This window comes from Blattabacterium cuenoti (assembly GCF_014252275.1).
GTDB lineage: Bacteria > Bacteroidota > Bacteroidia > Flavobacteriales > Blattabacteriaceae > Blattabacterium > Blattabacterium cuenoti_O.
Genome location: NZ_CP059214.1, coordinates 188,887 through 209,780, shown reverse-complemented (window position 1 = coordinate 209,780; position 20,894 = coordinate 188,887). Strand labels below are relative to the sequence as shown.

Below are 20,894 nucleotides of genomic sequence, written 5' to 3'. Positions count from 1 at the left end.
TAATGGATTGAAAGATCCCGATATGTTTCTCTCCTCTAAAATAATTTTTAAAAAAACTCATTTTGAATGATTAGAAGTTTTTATATCGGTTCCTAATCTTTGTAAATAAGAAATTAAAGCAATAATTTCTCGTTGTTCTAATGGAATAAATTTTTCTTTTTCTCGTTTTTCTTGCATTATTATTTCTTCTCTCAATTTTGGATATTCTTTATAAATGTTAAAAACAATCTTTTTTGCTTGTTCATCCATGTCTTTATAAAGATTTTTTATATATTTTTCATTATATGGAACTCCTAATTTCATCATAGCTTTCATTTTTTTCTCTGTATTAGATCGATCTAGTTTATTAGATATTAACCATGGATATCTTGGCATAATAGAACCAGGAGAGGTTGATCTAGGATTTAACATATGATTATAATGCCAAGAACTTGGATTTTTTCCTCCTTCTCTCGCTAAATCTGGACCAGTACGTTTAGAACCCCATAAAAATGGATGATCATATACAAATTCACCAGCTTTAGAATATTCTCCATAACGAACAACTTCATCTCTAAAAGGACGAACTTGAGCACTATGACATCCATTACATCCTTCTCTTACAAATAAATCTCTTCCTTCTAGTTCTAATGCACTGTATGGTTTCACATTATGTATTGTAGGAACATTAGACTTAATAATTATAGTAGGAATAATTTCTATAAAACCACCAATAGCAACAGCGAGAAAAGAAAAAATAGTTAATTGTATTGGTTTTTTTTCTAACCAACTATGAAATCCTTCATTTTTTTCTTCAATATTAGGATCAACATAGAATTGAAATTTTTCATTATCAACGAAATGACCATTATAAATTGTTTTTAATACATTATATATCATAGATAAAAATCCTATGAAATAAATTAATCCTCCTATAAATCTCATTTTATAAAATGGAATAATAGCCATTACAGAATCTAAGAAGTTTTTGTGTAATAACGTACCATCCGGATTAAATCTTTTCCACATTAAAGATTGTATAATCGATCCGATATACATGGGAAATATATATAGAATAATTCCTATCACGCCCATCCAAAAATGAAAATTTGCTAACGATTTAGAATATAAATTCGTATTCCATAATTTTTTGGTTATCCAATAGATTATTCCAAATGCCATAAATCCATTCCATCCCAAAGTACCTAAATGAACATGAGCAATGACCCAATCAGTAAAATGAGCAATGGAATTTAACGTTTTAGTTGCTAACATGGGTCCTTCAAAAGTAGCCATTCCATAACAAGCAATTCCAACAACAAAAAATTTAAGGATAGGATCCTTTTTTACCTTATCCCATGCCCCTCTTAATGTTAAAAGACCATTCAACATTCCTCCCCAAGAAGGAGCAATCAACATAATAGAAAAAATTGTTCCTAACATTTGAGCCCAATTAGGCAAAGATGTATACATTAAATGATGAGGTCCAGCCCATATGTATATAAATATTAATGACCAAAAATGTACAATAGATAGTTTATAAGAAAAAATAGGTTGATTAGAAGATTTTGGAACAAAATAATACATAAGTCCGAGAATAGGAGTAGTCAAAATAAATGCAACAGCATTATGTCCATACCACCATTGCATTAAGGCATCTTGTACTCCTGCATAAATGGAATAACTTTTAAAAGATAAAAGGGATATGGGAAGTTCTAGATTATTGAATATATGAAGCATTGCCATTGCAACCCAAGTACCTAACAAGAACCAAATACTAACATATAAATGCTTAATTCTTCTTTTTAAAATACTACCTATAACGTTGATTCCATAAATGATCCAAATTAAAAAGATTAAAATATCTATTGGCCATTCATGTTCTGCATATTCCTTGCTGGTATTTATTCCTAATAAAAATGTTATCCAAGTAGAAACAATAAATGCTTGCCATCCCCAAAAATGAATCCAACTAAGAATATCACTGAAAATTCTAGTTTTTAATAAACGTTGCAATGCGTAATAATATCCAGTAAAAATTACATTTCCTACAAAAGCGAAAATTGCTGTATTAGTATGCAACATTCTCCATCTCCCAAATCCAAAAATTCCTTTTGTATCTTGCAAATGATCTCCAAATATAAACTCAGGAATTCTTGGACAGAATAATAATAAAGCAATAAATAATCCGGCCAGAAAACTAAAGAAAGCCCAAAACATCGTAGCGTATAAAAAGGCTTTTACAATACTATTATTATAATAATAGATTTTTGATTTCATTATAAAATAAATATTTTATTTTTTTTGAATTATTCATCTTCCATTAAAATTCTCATTTTTGGAGAATCAAAGTCATCAAATTGTTTTCCATAGAATAAACTAATAAGAAAAAGTATAAGGAAAAAACCACCCAGAGAAACACTTGATAAAATCATGATTATTATTATATCCATAAGTATTAATATGTCAATTTTTTTGAAACTATCCAAGTTGATACAATAGAAAAAATAATCACAGAAATAGAACTTAAAGGCATGAGAAAAGAAGCAATAATAGGTTTTAAATTTCCTGTTACGGCAAAGATAATTCCACAAACATTATAAAAAAAACTAATCAAAAAATTAAATATAACTAATTTAGTAGAGATTTTTGATATTTTTAAAAATAAATAAATTTTATGTAAACAATCTGATTGTAAAAAAGCATCACAACTAGGAAAAAAATTGGTAGGATTTTCAGATACTGCAACTCCTATATTACTTTGATTCAATGCAGCACAATCGTTAATTCCATCTCCAAACATCATGACTTTTTCTCCATTTTTTTGTAATTTTTTTACATAATTCAATTTATCTTCCGGATTTTGATTAAAAAATACTTTACTTGATTTAGGAAGGATCGATTTTAAATGGTTTTTTTCTTTATCATTATTATCTCCAGATAAAATAACTATTTTGTATTGTTTTAATGATTGAAAAATATTTTTTATTCCTTTTCGATAATAATTTTGAAATGAGAAATATCCTAATAAATTATGATTGATTGATATTGCTACAACTGTTTTATTATTTTGTTCATTATCAATATTTATGTTTAAATATTTCGTAGAACCGATTTTAATGAGCATATTTTCTACATAACATTCTAATCCCTTTCCTTCTATTTCTCTAAAATTTTTAATGGAAACATAAGTGTTGATTGATAATTCTTTTAAAAGTCGTTGACTTAAAGGATGGGTAGAATTTCTTAATAAAGAAGAAACTAGTATTTTTTCATATCTATTTAAATGTCCTACAAAATGAATACGATATTTATTAGGATCAGTCAACGTTCCTGTTTTATCAAAAATCAAAGTTCCTATATAAGAGATTTGTTCCATGGTAAAAATATCTTTAATATAAAATCCTTTTTTAGATAAAAAATTGATTATCATTCCAAATATTAATGGACTAGAAAGAGATAAAGCACAAGGACAAGTAATAATTAAAACAGAAAAAATTGTATAAAATATTTTATTTGTATTAAATATACTCCAATATATTCCTGTGAATAATGATATCAAAAAAACAAAGATTATAAAATATTTTCCCAATATGTTTACTATTGAATTTAAGTAGATGTCTTTTTTTATGTTTTTTTTACTCTTATTCCATAAAGCACTTAAATAACTATGATCTACATCCTTGATCAATTTCAAATAAATTCTCTCTCCTTTCTGTTTAGAACCAGCATAGATATGCTCACCAACTTTCTTTTTTATCAAATAGGATTCTCCTGTAATAAAACTATTATCTATACTTGCATTTCCTTTGATTAATAAAGAATCTGCTGGAACAATTTCTTGATTTCTAATTAGAATAATATCTCCTTCTTTTAAAGAGGAAAGTAGGATTTCTTTTTCTTTTCCATAGTTATCGATTTTTGTAATTAAAATAGGATAAAAGGATTTATAATTTCTTTTAAAAGAAAAAATTCTACTATTGGTATGTACTTGAAATAATTTACTTATTGATAAAAAAAAAGAGAATCCACAAAGACTATCAAAATATCCAGATCCTAAATCAAAACATATTTCATAACAACTCCAAAAGAATAAAACGATTACTCCTACAGATATGGGTAAGTTCATATTTACAATATGTTTTTTCAATCCTAAAAAAGCATATTTTATGTGTTCTATAAAAAATAGAACGAATACTGGTAAAGAGAGAAAAAACATAAAATAACGAAAAAAATATCGATTATCATAATACCAAGGATCTTGATAAGATCCAACATATTCCGGACATGAAAGAAGCATAACGTTTCCAAAACAAAAAAATGAAATAGCTAGTTTTCCGATGAAATTACGATAAAAAAAAATTTCGTTTTTTTTTTGATGGTTTGCTATTGAAGCAAAATCAGTAGAAGGAGGATACCCAATTTTATTCAGTAATTTTGCAATATCACTGATTTTTAAAAATTTATTATTGAAAGTAATCCAAATTTTTTTGTTTGGAAAATCTACTATTGAATCCAATATATATTCGTTTTTTTTGTATAAATTTTCTAATGTAGATATACAAGAACTACAATGAATATTGGGAATAAAAAAATGAATTTTTGTAACATTTTCATGATGAAAATCAATGAGTTTAACAGAAACTTGTTTATCATCAAGAATTTTATAACATTTGTTTCTTATCATAAAAAATTAAACATTATGTTTTTTTTGTATATTCCTCATATTCTTGGAAAGACATTAATCCATGATATTCATTTATATCTAAGATTTTTATTTTAATCATCCATTCTTCATAGGGATCCTTATGAAGAATTTCTGGTTGAGATATTAGTTGTTCATTGATTTCTAATACAATTCCTGATATTGGAATAAATAAATCTGATACTGTTTTGACTGCTTCAATCGTTCCAAATACTTCGTTTTTATTCATTGTTTTTCCTAGAATTTCCTCTTCAATATCTAAATAAACGATATCTCCTAATTCTTTTTTTGCAAATGCAGTAATTCCTATATATGCATATTTATTGTTTCCTACATTTTCTTGATTAATTAATTTAATCCACTCATGATTTTTACTATATCTCATAACATTATCGAAATTCATACTATTATTTAATTATAAAAAATATAAAAAAATTGAACATTTTATCGATGTTCATAAATATTATTTAATATTCAAATCGATTGTTCTTCTTTTTTTATGATAAACATTTAAAGTAAAAAATATTTTTCACTAATACAATTTTTTGTGCATTTATGAGAGATTGTAAAAACGAACATAATGAAGTAAGATAAAAAAAATACTTATCTTTGAATAGAAAGACGATTGTGATTTATTATCAAACTCAAAAAAGCAAATAGATTTCCCTATTGTTCTTTTGCAATCCTTGTTTTCAGGCTATTCATTTCAAATAGAAAGTCTTTTATTCATCAATAATAACCATAAAAGCATGTTTAAATTTAATTTTAAAACTATTCAGAAAAAAATTTTTATGGATAGTATTACACCTATAGAATTATATTTAAAGTTAAGAGACATTTTCCCAAATACGTTACTTTTAGAATTTCATGATTCTAAATTATTTAAAAATAATTCTTCTATTTTTTGTTTAAATCCAATATCAGAATTGATTTTACATGATAATGTATTGAAAATTTTATATCCAAATAAGGTACATAAACACGTTTTTATAAAAAATAAATTACATATAAAAAATTTGATAGAAGATTTTCTAGATAAATTTCATATCGATAATTATTCGATTTATTATTCTGGTTTATATGGATATTTATCTTATGATAGTATTCAATATTTTGAAAAAATTGCATTTCATGTTCCGATTCAAAAGTCATATAATATTCCTCAAATACGATTAGTATTTTATAAGAATTTAATTGTTTTTCATCATTTCTATAACGAATTACATTTTATTGAACACCAAATGGATAACGAAAAAACAACAAAAATTGATCAACTGATAGATATAGCAAAAAAGAATAAATTTTCATATTATCCATTTAGACCTGTTGGTGTTCGATCTTCGAATGTTACGGAAAATGAATATAAAAGTATGGTAAAAAAAGGAATAGATTCCTGTTTACGAGGAGATGTTTTTCAAATTGTTTTATCTCGTCAATTTCAACAAAAATTTAAAGGAGATGAATTTAATGTATATCGTGCATTACGGTTCATTAATCCATCTCCATATCTATTTTATTTTGATTATGGAGATTACAAATTATTTGGTTCTTCTCCTGAATCTCAATTAATCATTGATGATGGAATTGCTTATATTAATCCTATAGCAGGAACTATAAGAAAAACGAAAAATAAAAAAAAAAATAAAAAACTATCGAATATTCTTTTAAACGATCCCAAAGAGAATTCAGAGCATGTTATGTTAGTGGATTTAGCTAGAAATGATTTAAGTAAGAACTCTTCTGATATAAAAATAGAAAAATTTAAAGAAATTCAATATTATTCGCATGTATTACATATGGTATCCCAAGTTTCTGGAAAATTAGAAAATAATGTATCATTTATCAAAGTATTTGTTGATACTTTTCCATCGGGAACACTTTCAGGAGCACCTAAATATAAAGCCATGAAATTAATAGATGAAATAGAAAATCAAAACAGAGGAATATATGGAGGTGCTATTGGATTTTTTGGAATGAAAAATTCATATGTCAATACGGCTATTGCAATTCGTTCTTTTCTTAGCAAAGATAATATTCTATTTTTCCAAGCTGGAGCTGGGGTTGTAGCTGATTCAAAAGAAAAAACAGAATACGAAGAAGTGAATAATAAACTGATGGCATTGTTTAAATCTATAGAATTAGCCAAATTTATATGAAGTATTATGATGAAGAAAATATTAATTTTAGACAACTATGATTCTTTTACTTATAATCTTGTTTATGTAGTTAAAAAATTAACTAAAAATTCTGTAAAAGTATCAAGAAATAATGAAATTAATTTATCAGATGTGGAGAAATACAATAAGATTATTCTCTCTCCAGGGCCGGGAATCCCCGATGAAGCTCATATCTTAAAACCTCTTGTAAAAACCTTTGCATCAACTAAGAGTATTTTTGGTGTTTGTTTGGGTCAACAAGCTATTGGCGAAGTATTTGGAGCTCAATTAATTAATACAAAAAAAGTATATCACGGAATATCCAGTGTAATAAAAATTATTGATTCTGAAGAAATTCTTTTTAAAAAATTACCTAGAGAGATTATAGTCGGACGTTACCATTCTTGGATTATTTCTCATAAAAATTTTCCCAAAGAATTGAAAATAACTGCTGTTGGTAATAATGGAGAGATTATGGCACTACGTCATAAATTTTATGATGTATGTGGAGTTCAATTTCATCCAGAATCTCTTTTAACTCCATATGGAGAAAAAATAATAGATAATTGGCTCAATTAATTCAAATGATAATTACTTATGAATCAAGTATTAAAACATCTTTTTGAAGAAAAAACTTTAACAGAATCTGAGGCAAAAAATCTTATTATAGAACTATCAAATGGAAAAATAAATACTACTCAATCTATCGCTATTATATCTGTATATAATATGAGAAATCCAACGTTATTAGAAATAAAAGGATTTAAAAAAGCAATAATGGAGTTATCTATTAAGTTAAATTTTAATGATTTTAATGCTATTGACATTGTTGGAACAGGAGGAGATGGAAAGAATACCTTTAATATTTCCACTTTAGCTTGTTTTATTGTTGCAGGAACAGGAAAAAAGGTAATCAAACATGGAAATTTTGGATATACATCCACAACAGGATCTTCAAATTTATTGAAAGAACTCGGATGTCAATTTACAAATCAAGAAGATAAATTAAAATACCAATTGGATAAAGTAGGAATTTGTTATTTACATTCTCCTATATTTCATCCATGTTTGAATCATATGATGGATGTAAGGAAAAATTTAGGGGTAAGAACTATTTTTAATGTACTTGGTCCATTATTGAATCCAGGATATCCAAAAAATCAGCTATTAGGAGTAAGTAACTTAGAATTAGCAAGAATTTATAATTATTTGTATCAAGAAATGGATAGTAATTATTCTATTATTCATAGCGTAGATGGATACGATGAAATTACACTTACTAATGATGTTAAATGTTATACTTCTAGAGGAGAACGATATTATTATATGGAACAATTAGTTAATAAAAAACATGTGAATGTAAATCCTTTTGAATTAAGAGGAGGAAATAATATAAAAGATAATGTTCGAACATTCATAAATATTTTATCAGGAAAAGGAAGTATTTTTCAAAATACAGTGGTTTTAACGAATGCAACCTTTGCTTTGAATATTATGAATTGTGATAGTTTTGAAGAAAATTATAATAAAGCGGAATATGCTCTAACCAGTGGAAGAGCAAAAAATGTTTTAAAAAAATTTTTAAGTGTATGAATATTCTTGAAAAAATTTTGTATACAAAAAAAAAGGAAGTTCAAATTAGGAAGAAAATCAATCCAATTCAAAAGTTAGAAAAACATTCTTTTTTTAAAAGAAAAACGTTTTCGCTTAAAAAATCGATCGTAAAAAGTAATACAGGAATTATTGCAGAATTTAAAATCAAATCTCCTTCTAAAGGTATAATTAATAAGAATATTAAGTTAGAAAAGGTAGTTAAAGATTATGAAAATGCAGGTGTTTGCGGAGTATCAATTTTAACAGATTTTCATTTTTTTTCTGGTAAAAATGAAAACCTTGAAACATCTCGAATGTTATTAAATATCCCTTTGTTAAGAAAAGATTTTATTATTGATGAATATCAAATTATAGAATCCAAATCGATAGGATCAGATGTGATTTTATTAATATCAAAATTTTTAAAAAAAGAAGAAATCAAAAATTTTTCAAAACTTGCTAAAAATCTTGGACTAGAAGTATTATTCGAAGTACATAATGAGCATGAATTAGAGAATATTACAGATTATATAGATTTTATAGGAATTAATAATCGAGATTTAAATAATTTTTTCGTAGATCATCATCTTTGTTTCGAACTATGTTCGAAAATTCCGAAAGATTACATAAAGATAGCAGAGAGTGGAATTAATAATAAAAATCGTATTATGCAACTAAGAAAAATAGGATTTCAAGGATTCTTGATTGGAGAATATTTTATGAAGAATAGGGATCCAGGAGAAGTTTGTAAAAATTTTATTCAATCCTTAGAAAATTAAATAATATAATTTTTGATGAAGAAATGCATAATCGATTATTAAAAATAAAAATATGTGGATTAAAATATAATATTAATAAGATATCTCATTTATATCCTGATTTTATTGGATTTATATTTTATGATCAATCTCCTAGATTTGTTGGTAAATCTTTTTCTGTTCCAAATATTCCAAAAAATATATTTAAAACGGGGGTTTTTGTTAACGAAAATGAAAATTTAATAGTTGAAATATACAAGAAAAATAAATTAGACTTTATCCAATTACATGGAATGGAATCTCCTTGTTTATGTAGAAAATTATTTGAAAAAGGATTTAAAATCATTAAAAGTTTTAAAATACATAATTTTTTTTCTTTTAAAAAAATAATAGAATACATTCCTTTTTGTTCTTATTTTTTATGGGATAACAATGGAGGAAGCGGAAAAAAATTTCAATGGGAAAGAATTCAAGAATATGATGGAAATATAAAATTTTTCTTAAGTGGTGGGATTAGTTTAAAAGATATTGATAAAATAAAAAAAATATCACATCCAAAAATATTTGGCATTGATATTAATAGTAAATTTGAAATTTTTCCTGGAAAGAAGAATGAAAAAATGTTAGAAATTTTTATAAAAGAAATAAGAAGTTTATGAAATATTTTGTTGACGAAAATGGATTTTACGGGAAATTTGGAGGATCATTTATTCCAGAAATGTTAAATCATAATATTAATGAACTGATAAATACATACAATCAGAAATGTAAAAAAAATCATGATTTTCAAAAATTGTATAGAAAAATATTAAAAAATTATGTTGGTAGACCAACGCCTCTTTTTTTCTGTAAAAAATATTCCGAAATATACAATGCAAAAATTTTTTTAAAAAGAGAAGATTTAAACCATACCGGTTCACATAAAATCAATAATGCAATCGGACAAAGTTTGATTGCAAAACAATTAGGTAAAAAACATATTATTGCTGAAACAGGTGCTGGCCAACATGGTGTTGCCGTTGCAACAATATGTGCATTAATGGATTTTAAATGTATTATTTTTATGGGAGAATTAGATATCCTTCGTCAACAAACAAATGTAGTTAGAATGAAAATGCTTGGAGCTAAAGTAGTATCAGTTTCTAGTGGAAATAAAACTTTAAAAGATGCAGTAAATGAATCTATTCGTTATTGGATTAATCATCATGAAAGTTATTATCTCATTGGATCAACCGTAGGGCCTCATCCATATCCTCAGATAGTTTGTGATTTTCAGTCAATTATAAGCGAAGAAATTCAATTACAAATAGAAGAAAAAGGATATTTAAATCCTGATTATATCATTAGTTGTGTAGGAGGTGGAAGTAATGCTGCAGGATCTTTTTATCATTTTTTAAATAATAAATCAGTGAAACTTATAGCAGTAGAAGCAGCTGGACTTGGAATAAAAACAAAAAAAAATGCTGCATCTATTTGTTGTGGATCTAAAGGAATATTACATGGAAGCATGACGATGCTACTACAAGATAAAGATGGACAAGTTCTTCCTGCTTATTCTATATCTCCTGGATTAGATTATCCTGGAATTGGGCCAATGCATGCAAATCTTTTTGAAAAAAAAAGAGCTACTTTCATAAATTCTACTGATGAAGAAGCTTTGATATCAGCATACGAATTGATGAAATTAGAAGGAATTATTCCTGCTTTGGAAAGTGCTCATGCTTTGTCTGCATTAAAAAAAATTTCATTCAAAAAGAATGATATTGTCGTTATTACTTTATCCGGTAGAGGAGATAAAGATATTCATACATATGAAAAATTTTTTAAAAAATTTCAGGTTTTATGAATAAATTAAATTATTTATTTAACAAAAAAAATAAAAATATTTTATGTATTTATTTTACCGCAGGATATCCTAAAATTGACAGTACAGAAAAAATATTAAGAATATTACAAGATCTTAGAGTGGATTTAGTAGAAGTAGGAATTCCTTATTCCGATCCTTTGGCAGATGGAGGGGTAATACAAAACAGTAATAAAATATCATTAAAAAATGGAATGAATGTTTCACTGTTATTTCATCAGTTCCATGCGATCAAAAAATACATAAACATTCCTATTATTCTTATGGGATATTTTAATCAAATATATCAGTTTGGAGAAAAAAAATTTCTAAAAAAATGTAAAGAATCAGGTATATCTGGATTAATTATTCCTGATCTTCCGTCAGATTTGTTTGTAAATAAGTATCAAGTATTATTTAAAGAATATTCATTATCTATGATTTTCCTTATCACTCCAAACACCAGCTATGAAAGAATTTTATCTTTAAGTAAACTCACTAGTGGATTCTTATATTTAGTATCTTCTAATTCAATTACAGGAAATAAAAATCATTTTGGTAGTGAACAAATATTATTTTTTCAACGCATCAAAAAATTGCCAATTAAAATTCCAAAATTAATTGGTTTTGGAATTAGTGATAAAAAATCTTTTCAAACAGTATGTAAATATTCGAACGGAGGAATCATCGGCAGTAATTTTATTCAATCTATTGATGAAAAACAATTAGAAAAAAGTATCAAAAGTTATATAAATTCCATTATTTAGGAATAGAAATTTATTTGTTGTTAAATATTACATTTCCCAATCGAATTAATGTACTTCCTTTTTCTATAGCAATATGATAATCTCTACTCATTCCCATGGATAGTACGTTATGTTGGTATAATGTTTTATAATCATTATATATCTTTTGAAGATACGAAAATTCTTGAGATACTTTTTTCATGTCTCCCATTGAGGCCATCCCCATTAATCCAACGAATTTGATATATTTCATATTTTGACTTCGTTTTAATATTTCATAAGCTTCATGAGAAGTAATTCCTGATTTACTTTTTTCTTCACAAATTTTTATTTGTAACAAACAATGAATAACACGATTTTCTTTACATCCTATTTTATTAATCATTTTGATATGTTTCAATTTTTGAACACTATGAATCAAATGAATGAATGGAACAAAATATTTTAATTTATTACTTTGAATTTTTCCAATCATGTGCCATCGTATATCTTTGGGTAAAGTATGATATTTTTTTATCATTTCTTGAGTATAATTTTCCCCAAAATCTTTTTGTCCTATGTTATACAATTTTTCTAAAGAAGTAATTTTCTGATTTTTTGATACAACTAAAATTTTAACAAATGATGGTATTTTGTTTTTTATAAAAAGGTATTGATCTTCTATTTTCATGAAAATTTTTCTTCAAATTTTTTCATTACATTAATTAATACATGAACACTTTCTAATGGAAGTGCATTATACATGCTTGCTCGATATCCTCCAAATATTCGATATCCTTCTAAACCAACAATATTTTCGAACTTCCACATATTATCAAATTCTTTTTTCAATTTTTCTTCTTTCAAAAAAAATGTAACATTCATGCACGAACGATTTTCTTTATTTATTTTATTTTCAAAAAAAGTATTTCTATCTATTTCTTCATATAAAAGTTTCGATTTATATTTATTATGTTTTTCTAATACTTCTAATCCTCCTTGTTGAATAATCCATTCACAAGTTAACATAGAAGTATAAATAGAAAAAACATTCGGAGTGTTAAATATTCCATGATTTTTAAGATGTATTTTATAATCCATATAAGAAGGAATATTCTTTTTATATTTTTCCAATATTTCATGTTTTATAATTACTATTGTCATCCCAGAAGAACTGATATTTTTCTGAGAAGAGGCATAAATTAAACTAAAATTTTGAAAATTTAATTTTCTACTAAAAATATCTGAAGACATATCACAAACTATAGGGACACAAGTATTTGGAAATATTTTCATTTGTGAACCTACAATGGTATTATTAGATGTACAATGAAAGTAATCCATTTCTTCTGGAACTACATATTTATTTGTAATATAATTATATCCTTTATGTTCTCCAGAAAATAATACATTTACTTTTCCAAAAAGTTTTGCTTCTTTTATGGCCTTTTTTGCCCATATTCCTGTATTTAGATAAGCAGCTTTTTGATTCATTAAATTATAAGGAACCATAGAAAATTGCAATGTAGCTCCGCCTTGCAAAAATAACACAGAGTAATTATCATCTAGTTTCATAATTAATTTTACTAAATGCGTAGATTTTTCAAGAATCTTCCAGAAATCTTTACTTCTATGTGATATTTCAAGCAAAGACAATCCTGATTTATTAAAATTTAAGACAGATTTTGCCGATTGTTGAATCACTTCTTTTGGTAAAATGGATGGTCCTGCGTTGAAGTTATGCATTTTTTTCATACAGAGAATAATTTTTTAAAAGACTATTAAAAGATAATCCCTAAGGTATTTTTTGTCTTTTTTGTTACTTTATATCTATGATCTAAACAGTGTTTTATAATTAAAATAATATCTTTATTACCATTAATTAATAACCATATTTGTTCTTTTTTGAGTAAAGAAAATTTCCTATCTTTATAATATTTACTCAACTTTTTTCTTCCAATTATGTCAGAAGGTACAAAAAAGTCTCCTTTTCTCCATGTTCTTATTAATAAAGGAAACTGAATTTTTTCAAAATCTACAATAAAAATATTTTTTTTATATTTTATATTAGGATTTACAATAAATTTAATTTTTAAAGGAAAATTGAAATATTTAATTTCTTTAAAATTGTGAATAAAAAATATTTTTTTTTGATTTTCTGATAACATATGTTTATCAAACATAATCCAATGATCTCTATTTTTAATCATTCGATATTTATGAGAAACAATTTGTCTTCCCGACTGGGAATATATCAATCGTTCAATACTTTTTATGTCACGAAATCCGTAAGGAGAAAATAATTTAAACAAATAATAAGATAGAGGATTCAACATTTTGATTTTTTGATAAGATATTTTCCAAATAAAAGGATTTTTTTTGATTGATAAAGTTACGGAATGATAGACTTTTTTGATTTCTTGATTTATTATCATATTTTCCTTTTTTAGATGATTCATTGTTTTTTTCAATCCATTATAAAATGGATATGAATAAAAAGATGATTGATGAAAATTGAAACGTATTTTATTCCTTAAATATTTTTTATTACTATTACTACTGTCTTCTCTCCAAAAAATATTTTTTTGTTTTGCATAAAGGAATATTTCTTTTTTAGTAAAATTGTATAGAGGACGAATAAATTTCTTATTTTTATTAGGAATCCCTAATAACCCTCTAATTCCTGTTCCTCTGAATATGTTAATAAAAAAAGTTTCTATAGAATCATCAAAATGATGTGCCAATAAAATGCATTCATATGATTGTGATTTTAATAATTGATTAAACCAATCATATCTCAATTTTCTTGCTGCCATTTGTATAGAAATATGATTGTTTTTTGAAAAAGATAACGTATCAAATTTTTTTACATGACATGGAATTTTTTTTTCATAACAAAATCTTTTTACAAATACTTCATCTTGATCAGATTCATGTTTTCTTAACTGAAAATTACAATGAACAACTTCGAATTGAATGGAAGGAAGGTCAAGAAGTAAATTAAAAAGGACCATACTATCCAAACCACCACTCACAGCAATACAAACATTTTTATAATTCAAAAGAAAATTTTTTACATCTGAAATTAAACGATTATACAATACGTTGTTCATAATTATACGTTTGTTTGTTTTAAAGATGTTTTATAATAGTTTCCACTATTTGATTTTGAGATTTGTTGTTTGCATCTATCTTTTTGATAGATTGGTTATAGAAACCTATTCTGTTTGATAAATTTTTTATAATAAATTGAAATAAATCATCATTTTGAAAATGAGAAATTAATGGTCTTTTCTCTTTATCTAAAAGTAATCGTTTAAATAACGTATACGTATTTACTATCAAATAAAAAGTTTTTGAATATTTATTTAATAATTGAATATTATTATAAAAACAAGGAGTTCCTCCACCTACAGATAAAATATATTTTTCATTTTTTTGAAGAAATGTTTTTAAAATATTATGTTCTATTTTTCTAAAAAAAGGTTCTCCTTTTTTCTTAAAAAGATTTGATATGGATATTTTTTGATGACTTTCGATAATACTGTCTAAGTCAAAAAAATTAATGTTTATTTTTTTTGATAATTTTTTTCCTATACAAGTTTTTCCACTTCCCATATATCCGATTAAAGTGATTTTCATAAAAAAAACATAAAATTTATGAGTATATTTGTTTTATGAAGGACCTGGTAGCTCAGCTGGTAGAGCATTACACTTTTAATGTAAGGGTCCTGGGTTCGAATCCCAGTCAGGTCATTTTACCATCGAAATCGAACGAAGAAGATAATTCTAATACCATTGGACAATGATCTGAATAATAGATCTCTGGTAAAAGATAAGCATTTTTCATATATTTTTCCAAAATATGACTTACCATAATATAATCAATTCTCCATCCCTTATTTTTTTTTCTCGCATTAAAACGATAATTCCACCAACTGTAATGGTTTCTTGTTTTGACATAGAATCTAAAACTATCTATAAATCCCAATCTTACCAAATTTTCGATCCATTTTCTTTCTTGAGGTAAAAATCCAGAAATATTTTGATTATTTTCAGGATCGTGAATATCTATATCTGAATAACAAATATTAAAATCTCCACATATAAGAATATTTTTCATGTTTTTTTTTAATTTTTTTATATAAGAAAAAAATTTCTTCATAAAAAAAAATTTGAAAGATAATCGTTTTTCCATATTACTTCCTGATGGAAGATATATATTAATAATTGATATTCTTTTTTTATCAAAATTGATATCTATACGTAATACTCTTCCCTCTTTATCAATAGATTCTAATCCTATTCCATATTTTATATACAATGGCTTTTTTTTTGATAAAATTGCAACTCCACTATATCCTTTTCTTTGAGAGGGGAACCAATAACAATAATATTTCAAATGTTCAAATAAACTAGTATTTATTTGTTCAGGAAATGCTTTAATTTCCTGTAAACATATTATGTCTGGATGATACATATTTATCCAATTTACAAATCCTTTTCTAATCACAGATCTAATTCCATTTATATTATAACTAACAATTTTCATTTTTTTCTTAAAATTCGTTTATTACAAGGTTCATTATAAAATTTTAAAAATTGTTTTTATCTTTGTAAGAATGCATGAATGAAATGCATCAAAGAAATGTAAGATTGCTAAATAAAAGCTTATCACTTGTAAGCTTTTATCCTTTTTTCCCTATTATGGTATGGATAAACTAAAAATAGCTATTCAAAAATCAGGTCGTCTTTATGAAGACTCTATAAAAATGTTGAAAGATTGCAGTATTGAGATTAATATAGGAATAGATAAATTAAAAACAACGGCCATGAATTTTCCTTTAGAAATCCTTTTTTTAAGAGATGATGATATTCCACAATATTTAGAAGATGGGGTGGCAGACATAGGAATTGTTGGAAAAAATGTTTTGTTAGAAAAAAGAAAAAAAATCAAAATCAAAGAAACTTTAGGATTTGGAAAATGTAGATTATCTATTGCTATTCCGAAATCATCAAAATATCATGATATTGAAGATTTACATGGGAAAAAAATTGCAACAAGTTATCCTTTTTTAGTTCAAGAATTTTTTATGGAAAGATGTATTTCTGCAGAGATACATGAAATATCTGGAGCAGTTGAAATTGCTCCTGGTATAGGATTAGCGGATTGTATTTGCGATTTAGTAAGCAGTGGATCAACTCTTTTTATGAATGGACTCAAAGAAGTAGAAACCGTACTTCAATCAGAAGCAGTTTTAGCTTCTCATCTCAATTTATGTTCTTCCAAAAATATTATTATGGATAAATTATTATTCAGAATTAGAGCCGTAAAAAGAGCAAAAAATAATAAATATATTCTTTTAAATGTTCCTAATGATCGATTAGATAAAATTATATCTTATCTCCCAGGAATTAAGAGTCCTGTTATTTTACCTTTAGCAAATTCAGAATGTAGTGCTGTACATTCGGTAGTAAATGAAAATGATTTTTGGGGAATTATAGAAAATTTAAAATCATTAGGAGCTCAAGATATCCTAGTCCTACCTATAGAAAAAATTGTTTTATAATATAACACGAAAATCATACATATGATTCAACAAGTATTAAAATATCCTGATGAATGGAATCCTATCATAAAAAGAAATTATGATCAAAATATTTTTCATTATAATGTAGTAAATACGATTATAAATGATGTTAAGTTACATGGAGATGAAGCATTAAAAAAATATAGTAAAAAATATGATCAAGTAGATATTGATAAATTTCAGGTTGGAAAACAAGATTTTATTCAATCATCCCTAACATTGTCAAATTCTTTTAAAGCATCTGTTGAAAAAGCATATAATAATATAAAATTTTTTCATGAAAAAAACATTCCTAAAAATTGCAGAAAAATAAACGTTTCATCAGGAATTACTTGTTGGAATAAATATATCCCTATTGAAAAAGTGGGATTTTATATTCCTGGTGGAAATGCCCCCTTGTTATCTACAATTTTAATGTTGGGAATCCCTGCAAAATTAGCAAAATGTAAGGACATCATTTTATGTACTCCTCCAAATAAAAAAGGACAAATTCATCCTGCTCTGTTATATGTTTCTAAATATATGAATATTCATCGAGTATACAAAATAGGAGGGGCACAAGCTATAGCAGCCATGGCATATGGAACAGAAAGCATTCCTAATGTTTATAAAATTTTTGGTCCAGGAAATGCTTATGTAACAACTGCTAAACAAATTGTATCTCAAAAAAATAACGTATCTATAGATATTCCTGCAGGTCCTTCAGAAATAGTTATAATTGCAGATGAATTTGCAAATCCAAAATATGTTGCTTCTGATTTATTATCACAATCAGAACATGACGGAAAAAGTTATATTAACTTACTTACAGTAAACACAAATTTTTGGATAGATACAGTGAAAAAAGAATTAAAAAATCAATTTTCTTATCTATATAAGAAAAAAGATATTATTGAAAAATCATTAAAAAACAGTAAAATTGTGATTCTTTCTTCCTTAGAAAAGTGTATTTCACTATCTAATCAAATTGCTCCCGAACATTTAATTATTAATTGCAAAGATGCTTGTTATTGGTCTGAAAAAATTATTAACGCAGGATCCGTATTTCTTGGAAATTATTCACCAGTGAGTGCAGGAGATTATGCATCTGGAACAAATCATGTTCTTCCAACCTTTGGGTATGCAAAATCTTGTAGTGGATTATCCGTTGATAGTTTTTTAAAAAGAATTACATTTCAAAAGATATCTAAAAAAGGATTAAAAAGTCTATCAGATTGTATTGGTCCTTTATCTTATGAAGAAGGATTATTAGCACACAAAAAATCTGTTGATATTCGTGTTCAAGATTATTAATTAAAAAAATTATGAGTTACCACTATTCAAATTTTGATTTATTTTCTTTAATAAGAGATAATATCATTCATGTAGATCCCTATACATCAGCAAGAAAAGAACATAAAATAGAAAAAGAACATATATTTTTGGATGCCAATGAAAATGCGTTTGGATCAACATTATCTGTTGCTAATTCTTATCATAGATACCCAGATCCTTTTCAAACATCCCTTAAAAAAAAAATATCAGAAATTAAAAATATTCCTGTACATAATATTTTTTTAGGAAATGGAAGTGATGAAATTATTGATTTAGTTTATCGCATATTTTCTCGTCCTGGAATAGATCATTCTATCATTTTTCCACCTACATATGATATGTATGAAGTAAGTGGAAAAATTCATGGAGCAAATGTGGTAAAAATTCCTCTCACTGAAGAAAAATATCAATTGAATATGAACAAAATTGAAAATTTTTTACAAAAGAAAAATAGTAAAATTATTTTTATTTGTTCTCCAAATAATCCAACAGGAAACGATTTAAATAAAAAAGATATTGAAACCATTATTAAAAATTTTAATGGAATTATTGTATTAGATGAAGCATATATTGATTTTTCCAATGAAACCTCTTTTTCAGAAAAAATTCATAAATATCCTAATTTAGTAATTATGCAAACATTATCGAAATCTTGGGGTTTAGCAGGAATAAGAATTGGAATTGGAATTGCATCTAAATCTATTATAAAATGGATGAATAAAATAAAATATCCATATAACATTAATATGATCTCTCAAGAAATTGCCATTAAAGCACTCGAAAATAAAGATTTATTTTTCTATCATCTTAACCGATTGATCTCAGAAAGAAAATATATGGAAACCCATCTTAATAACATTTCTATTGTAGAAAAAGTATATCCAAGTTCAACAAATTTTTTGCTAGTAAAAATAAAATTTTCTTCTAAACATCTTTATCATTATTTGATGCATCAAAAAATTTTTGTTCGAGATCGATCTAACATTCATTTATGTCATGATTGTTTAAGGATTACTATAGGGACTCATAAAGAAAATCAATTTCTAATCAAACAGATTCAAAGTTACTCTCATTCAAAAAATGCATAAGAAAAAAATATTGTTTATTGATCGTGATGGAACTATTATTGAGGAATGTCCTCGTACTCATCAAATCGATTCAATTGAAAAAGTTCACTTTCTTCCAAAAGTCATCTTTTTTTTATCTAAAATATATAAAGAACTTGAATTTGAACTAGTCATGGTATCAAATCAAGATGGATTAGGTACATCAAAATTTCCAGAACAAACTTTTTGGCCGATACATGATCACATTATAAATATAATGAAATCAGAAGGAATTCAATTTTTTTCTGTTCATATAGATCAAACGTTTCAACATGAAAAAAAATCTACGAGAAAACCAGGAATAGGAATGTTAACTTCTTATTTAACAAAAAAATATGATATAGAGAAATCATTTGTTATTGGAGATCGATTTACCGATATTTTGTTAGCCTATAATTTAGGTTGTAAATCTATATGGATAAAAAAAGATGGTAATAGAAAAAATGAAGAATATTTTTATAATGGAAAAAATTTAAAAAATATAATTTCATTAATAACTGATCAATGGAATGAAATATATGAATATTTACGATTTAATTGCAGTGGACAATCTTTTTTGCAAAGAAAAACTTATGAAACTAATGTAAAAATAAATCTTTCTGTTTATGGATACGGAAAGAATGACATAAAAACTGATATTGGTTTTTTTGATCATCTTCTTAAACAAATTTCGATTCATAGTTCTATGAATATGAATATAGAAACCATAGGTGATTTATATGTTGATGAACATCATACTATAGAGGATACGGCAATTACATTGGGAAAAGTATTCTGTAATTCTTTAGGAAATAAAAGAGGTATAAATAGGTATGGATTTTTTATTCTTCCTATGGATGATTGTGTATCGACAGTTGCTTTAGATCTTAGTGGAAGAAGTGACCTTATATGGAACGTAGAATTTTTTAGAGAAAAAATTGGAAATGTTCCTACAGAAATGTTCTACCATTTTTTTAAATCTTTTTCTTTAAATGCAAAGTGCAATCTATATATAAAAGCTTTAGGAAATAATGAGCATCATAAAATAGAATCTATTTTCAAATGTTTTGCTAGATCTATTAAAATGGCAGTAAAAAAAATTACTTTTAACAAGATATCTAGTTCTAAAGGGTTGTTATAAAAAA

At 25.5% G+C, this 20,894-nt stretch carries 20 protein-coding genes and 1 tRNA gene; 12 read left to right on the top strand and 9 right to left on the bottom strand.

All coding sequences use genetic code 11. The features are described from left to right. Positions 1-57: 57 nt before the first annotated feature. From ccoN to gcvH, 4 genes are read right to left on the bottom strand one after another with little or no spacing between them, the layout of a single operon-like run. A complete protein-coding gene (gene ccoN / locus H0H42_RS00990) occupies positions 58-2,259 on the bottom strand; it encodes a cytochrome-c oxidase, cbb3-type subunit I (RefSeq protein WP_185868676.1) in 2,202 nt (733 codons plus the stop codon). Between the two features lie 29 nt (positions 2,260-2,288). Continuing rightward, positions 2,289-2,414, bottom strand: coding sequence for a cbb3-type cytochrome oxidase assembly protein (locus H0H42_RS00985; RefSeq protein WP_394798840.1), 126 nt, complete (start codon positions 2,412-2,414; stop codon positions 2,289-2,291). Positions 2,415-2,437: 23 nt separating this feature from the next. Continuing rightward, positions 2,438-4,666, bottom strand: a complete 2,229-nt coding sequence (locus tag H0H42_RS00980; RefSeq protein ID WP_185868674.1) for a heavy metal translocating P-type ATPase — start codon at positions 4,664-4,666, stop codon at positions 2,438-2,440. 13 nt (positions 4,667-4,679) lie between these two features. Further along, entirely contained in the window at positions 4,680-5,087 is a 408-nt protein-coding gene (gcvH, locus tag H0H42_RS00975; RefSeq protein ID WP_185868673.1) for a glycine cleavage system protein GcvH, read from the bottom strand. Between the two features lie 346 nt (positions 5,088-5,433). Between gcvH and H0H42_RS00970 the strand changes: the two genes are divergently transcribed. The 7 genes from H0H42_RS00970 to trpA are packed head-to-tail and all read left to right on the top strand — an operon-like array spanning position 5,434 to position 11,801. Then, a complete protein-coding gene (locus H0H42_RS00970; RefSeq protein WP_185868672.1) occupies positions 5,434-6,840 on the top strand; it encodes an anthranilate synthase component I family protein in 1,407 nt (468 codons plus the stop codon). A 6-nt stretch (positions 6,841-6,846) separates the two neighbouring features. Continuing rightward, a complete protein-coding gene (locus H0H42_RS00965) occupies positions 6,847-7,419 on the top strand; it encodes an anthranilate synthase component II (protein WP_185868671.1) in 573 nt (190 codons plus the stop codon). Positions 7,420-7,437: 18 nt separating this feature from the next. Beyond that, positions 7,438-8,433: an anthranilate phosphoribosyltransferase gene (trpD, locus tag H0H42_RS00960; protein ID WP_185868670.1), complete on the top strand. Its 996-nt coding sequence runs from the start codon at positions 7,438-7,440 to the stop codon at positions 8,431-8,433. Further along, a complete protein-coding gene (gene trpC, locus H0H42_RS00955; RefSeq protein WP_185868669.1) occupies positions 8,430-9,212 on the top strand; it encodes an indole-3-glycerol phosphate synthase TrpC in 783 nt (260 codons plus the stop codon). The genes trpD and trpC overlap by 4 nt, the downstream gene beginning before the upstream one ends. Before the next feature lie 23 nt (positions 9,213-9,235). Continuing rightward, positions 9,236-9,850: a phosphoribosylanthranilate isomerase gene (trpF, locus tag H0H42_RS00950; RefSeq protein ID WP_185868668.1), complete on the top strand. Its 615-nt coding sequence runs from the start codon at positions 9,236-9,238 to the stop codon at positions 9,848-9,850. Beyond that, the gene (trpB, locus tag H0H42_RS00945) at positions 9,847-11,037 is read left to right on the top strand and encodes a tryptophan synthase subunit beta (RefSeq protein ID WP_185868667.1); all 1,191 of its coding nucleotides are present in this window, start codon (positions 9,847-9,849) and stop codon (positions 11,035-11,037) included. Before trpF ends, trpB begins: the two co-directional genes overlap by 4 nt. Further along, positions 11,034-11,801: a tryptophan synthase subunit alpha gene (gene trpA / locus H0H42_RS00940; protein WP_185868666.1), complete on the top strand. Its 768-nt coding sequence runs from the start codon at positions 11,034-11,036 to the stop codon at positions 11,799-11,801. Before trpB ends, trpA begins: the two co-directional genes overlap by 4 nt. A gap of 10 nt (positions 11,802-11,811) precedes the next feature. On the opposite strand, the gene H0H42_RS00935 is transcribed toward trpA, so the two are convergent. From H0H42_RS00935 to H0H42_RS00920, 4 genes are read right to left on the bottom strand one after another with little or no spacing between them, the layout of a single operon-like run. Then, entirely contained in the window at positions 11,812-12,450 is a 639-nt protein-coding gene (locus H0H42_RS00935) for a YggS family pyridoxal phosphate-dependent enzyme (RefSeq protein ID WP_185868665.1), read from the bottom strand. Next, the gene (gene serC / locus H0H42_RS00930; RefSeq protein WP_185868664.1) at positions 12,447-13,514 is read right to left on the bottom strand and encodes a 3-phosphoserine/phosphohydroxythreonine transaminase; all 1,068 of its coding nucleotides are present in this window, start codon (positions 13,512-13,514) and stop codon (positions 12,447-12,449) included. Before serC ends, H0H42_RS00935 begins: the two co-directional genes overlap by 4 nt. Before the next feature lie 26 nt (positions 13,515-13,540). Further along, positions 13,541-14,872, bottom strand: coding sequence for a tRNA lysidine(34) synthetase TilS (gene tilS, locus H0H42_RS00925; RefSeq protein ID WP_185868663.1), 1,332 nt, complete (start codon positions 14,870-14,872; stop codon positions 13,541-13,543). A gap of 19 nt (positions 14,873-14,891) precedes the next feature. Next, positions 14,892-15,401: a shikimate kinase gene (locus H0H42_RS00920; protein ID WP_185868662.1), complete on the bottom strand. Its 510-nt coding sequence runs from the start codon at positions 15,399-15,401 to the stop codon at positions 14,892-14,894. A 41-nt stretch (positions 15,402-15,442) separates the two neighbouring features. On the opposite strand from H0H42_RS00920, the gene H0H42_RS00915 reads away from it, so the two are divergent. Further along, positions 15,443-15,515 (top strand) — tRNA-Lys (locus tag H0H42_RS00915). Here H0H42_RS00915 and H0H42_RS00910 read toward each other — a convergent pair. Beyond that, entirely contained in the window at positions 15,508-16,311 is an 804-nt protein-coding gene (locus H0H42_RS00910; RefSeq protein WP_185868661.1) for an exodeoxyribonuclease III, read from the bottom strand. The two genes, H0H42_RS00915 and H0H42_RS00910, sit on opposite strands and share 8 nt — an antisense overlap. A gap of 160 nt (positions 16,312-16,471) precedes the next feature. Between H0H42_RS00910 and hisG the strand changes: the two genes are divergently transcribed. The 4 genes from hisG to hisB are packed head-to-tail and all read left to right on the top strand — an operon-like array spanning position 16,472 to position 20,890. Further along, on the top strand, positions 16,472-17,329 hold the full coding sequence (hisG, locus tag H0H42_RS00905; RefSeq protein ID WP_185868660.1) for an ATP phosphoribosyltransferase: 858 nt from the start codon (positions 16,472-16,474) through the stop codon (positions 17,327-17,329). A 21-nt stretch (positions 17,330-17,350) separates the two neighbouring features. Continuing rightward, positions 17,351-18,643 carry a histidinol dehydrogenase gene (hisD, locus tag H0H42_RS00900; RefSeq protein WP_185868659.1) on the top strand — a complete coding sequence of 431 codons (1,293 nt, stop codon included), beginning with the start codon at positions 17,351-17,353 and terminating at the stop codon, positions 18,641-18,643. A gap of 11 nt (positions 18,644-18,654) precedes the next feature. Further along, the gene (hisC, locus tag H0H42_RS00895) at positions 18,655-19,752 is read left to right on the top strand and encodes a histidinol-phosphate transaminase (RefSeq protein ID WP_185868658.1); all 1,098 of its coding nucleotides are present in this window, start codon (positions 18,655-18,657) and stop codon (positions 19,750-19,752) included. Continuing rightward, positions 19,745-20,890 carry a bifunctional histidinol-phosphatase/imidazoleglycerol-phosphate dehydratase HisB gene (gene hisB / locus H0H42_RS00890; protein WP_185868657.1) on the top strand — a complete coding sequence of 382 codons (1,146 nt, stop codon included), beginning with the start codon at positions 19,745-19,747 and terminating at the stop codon, positions 20,888-20,890. The genes hisC and hisB overlap by 8 nt, the downstream gene beginning before the upstream one ends. Positions 20,891-20,894 lie beyond the last annotated feature (4 nt).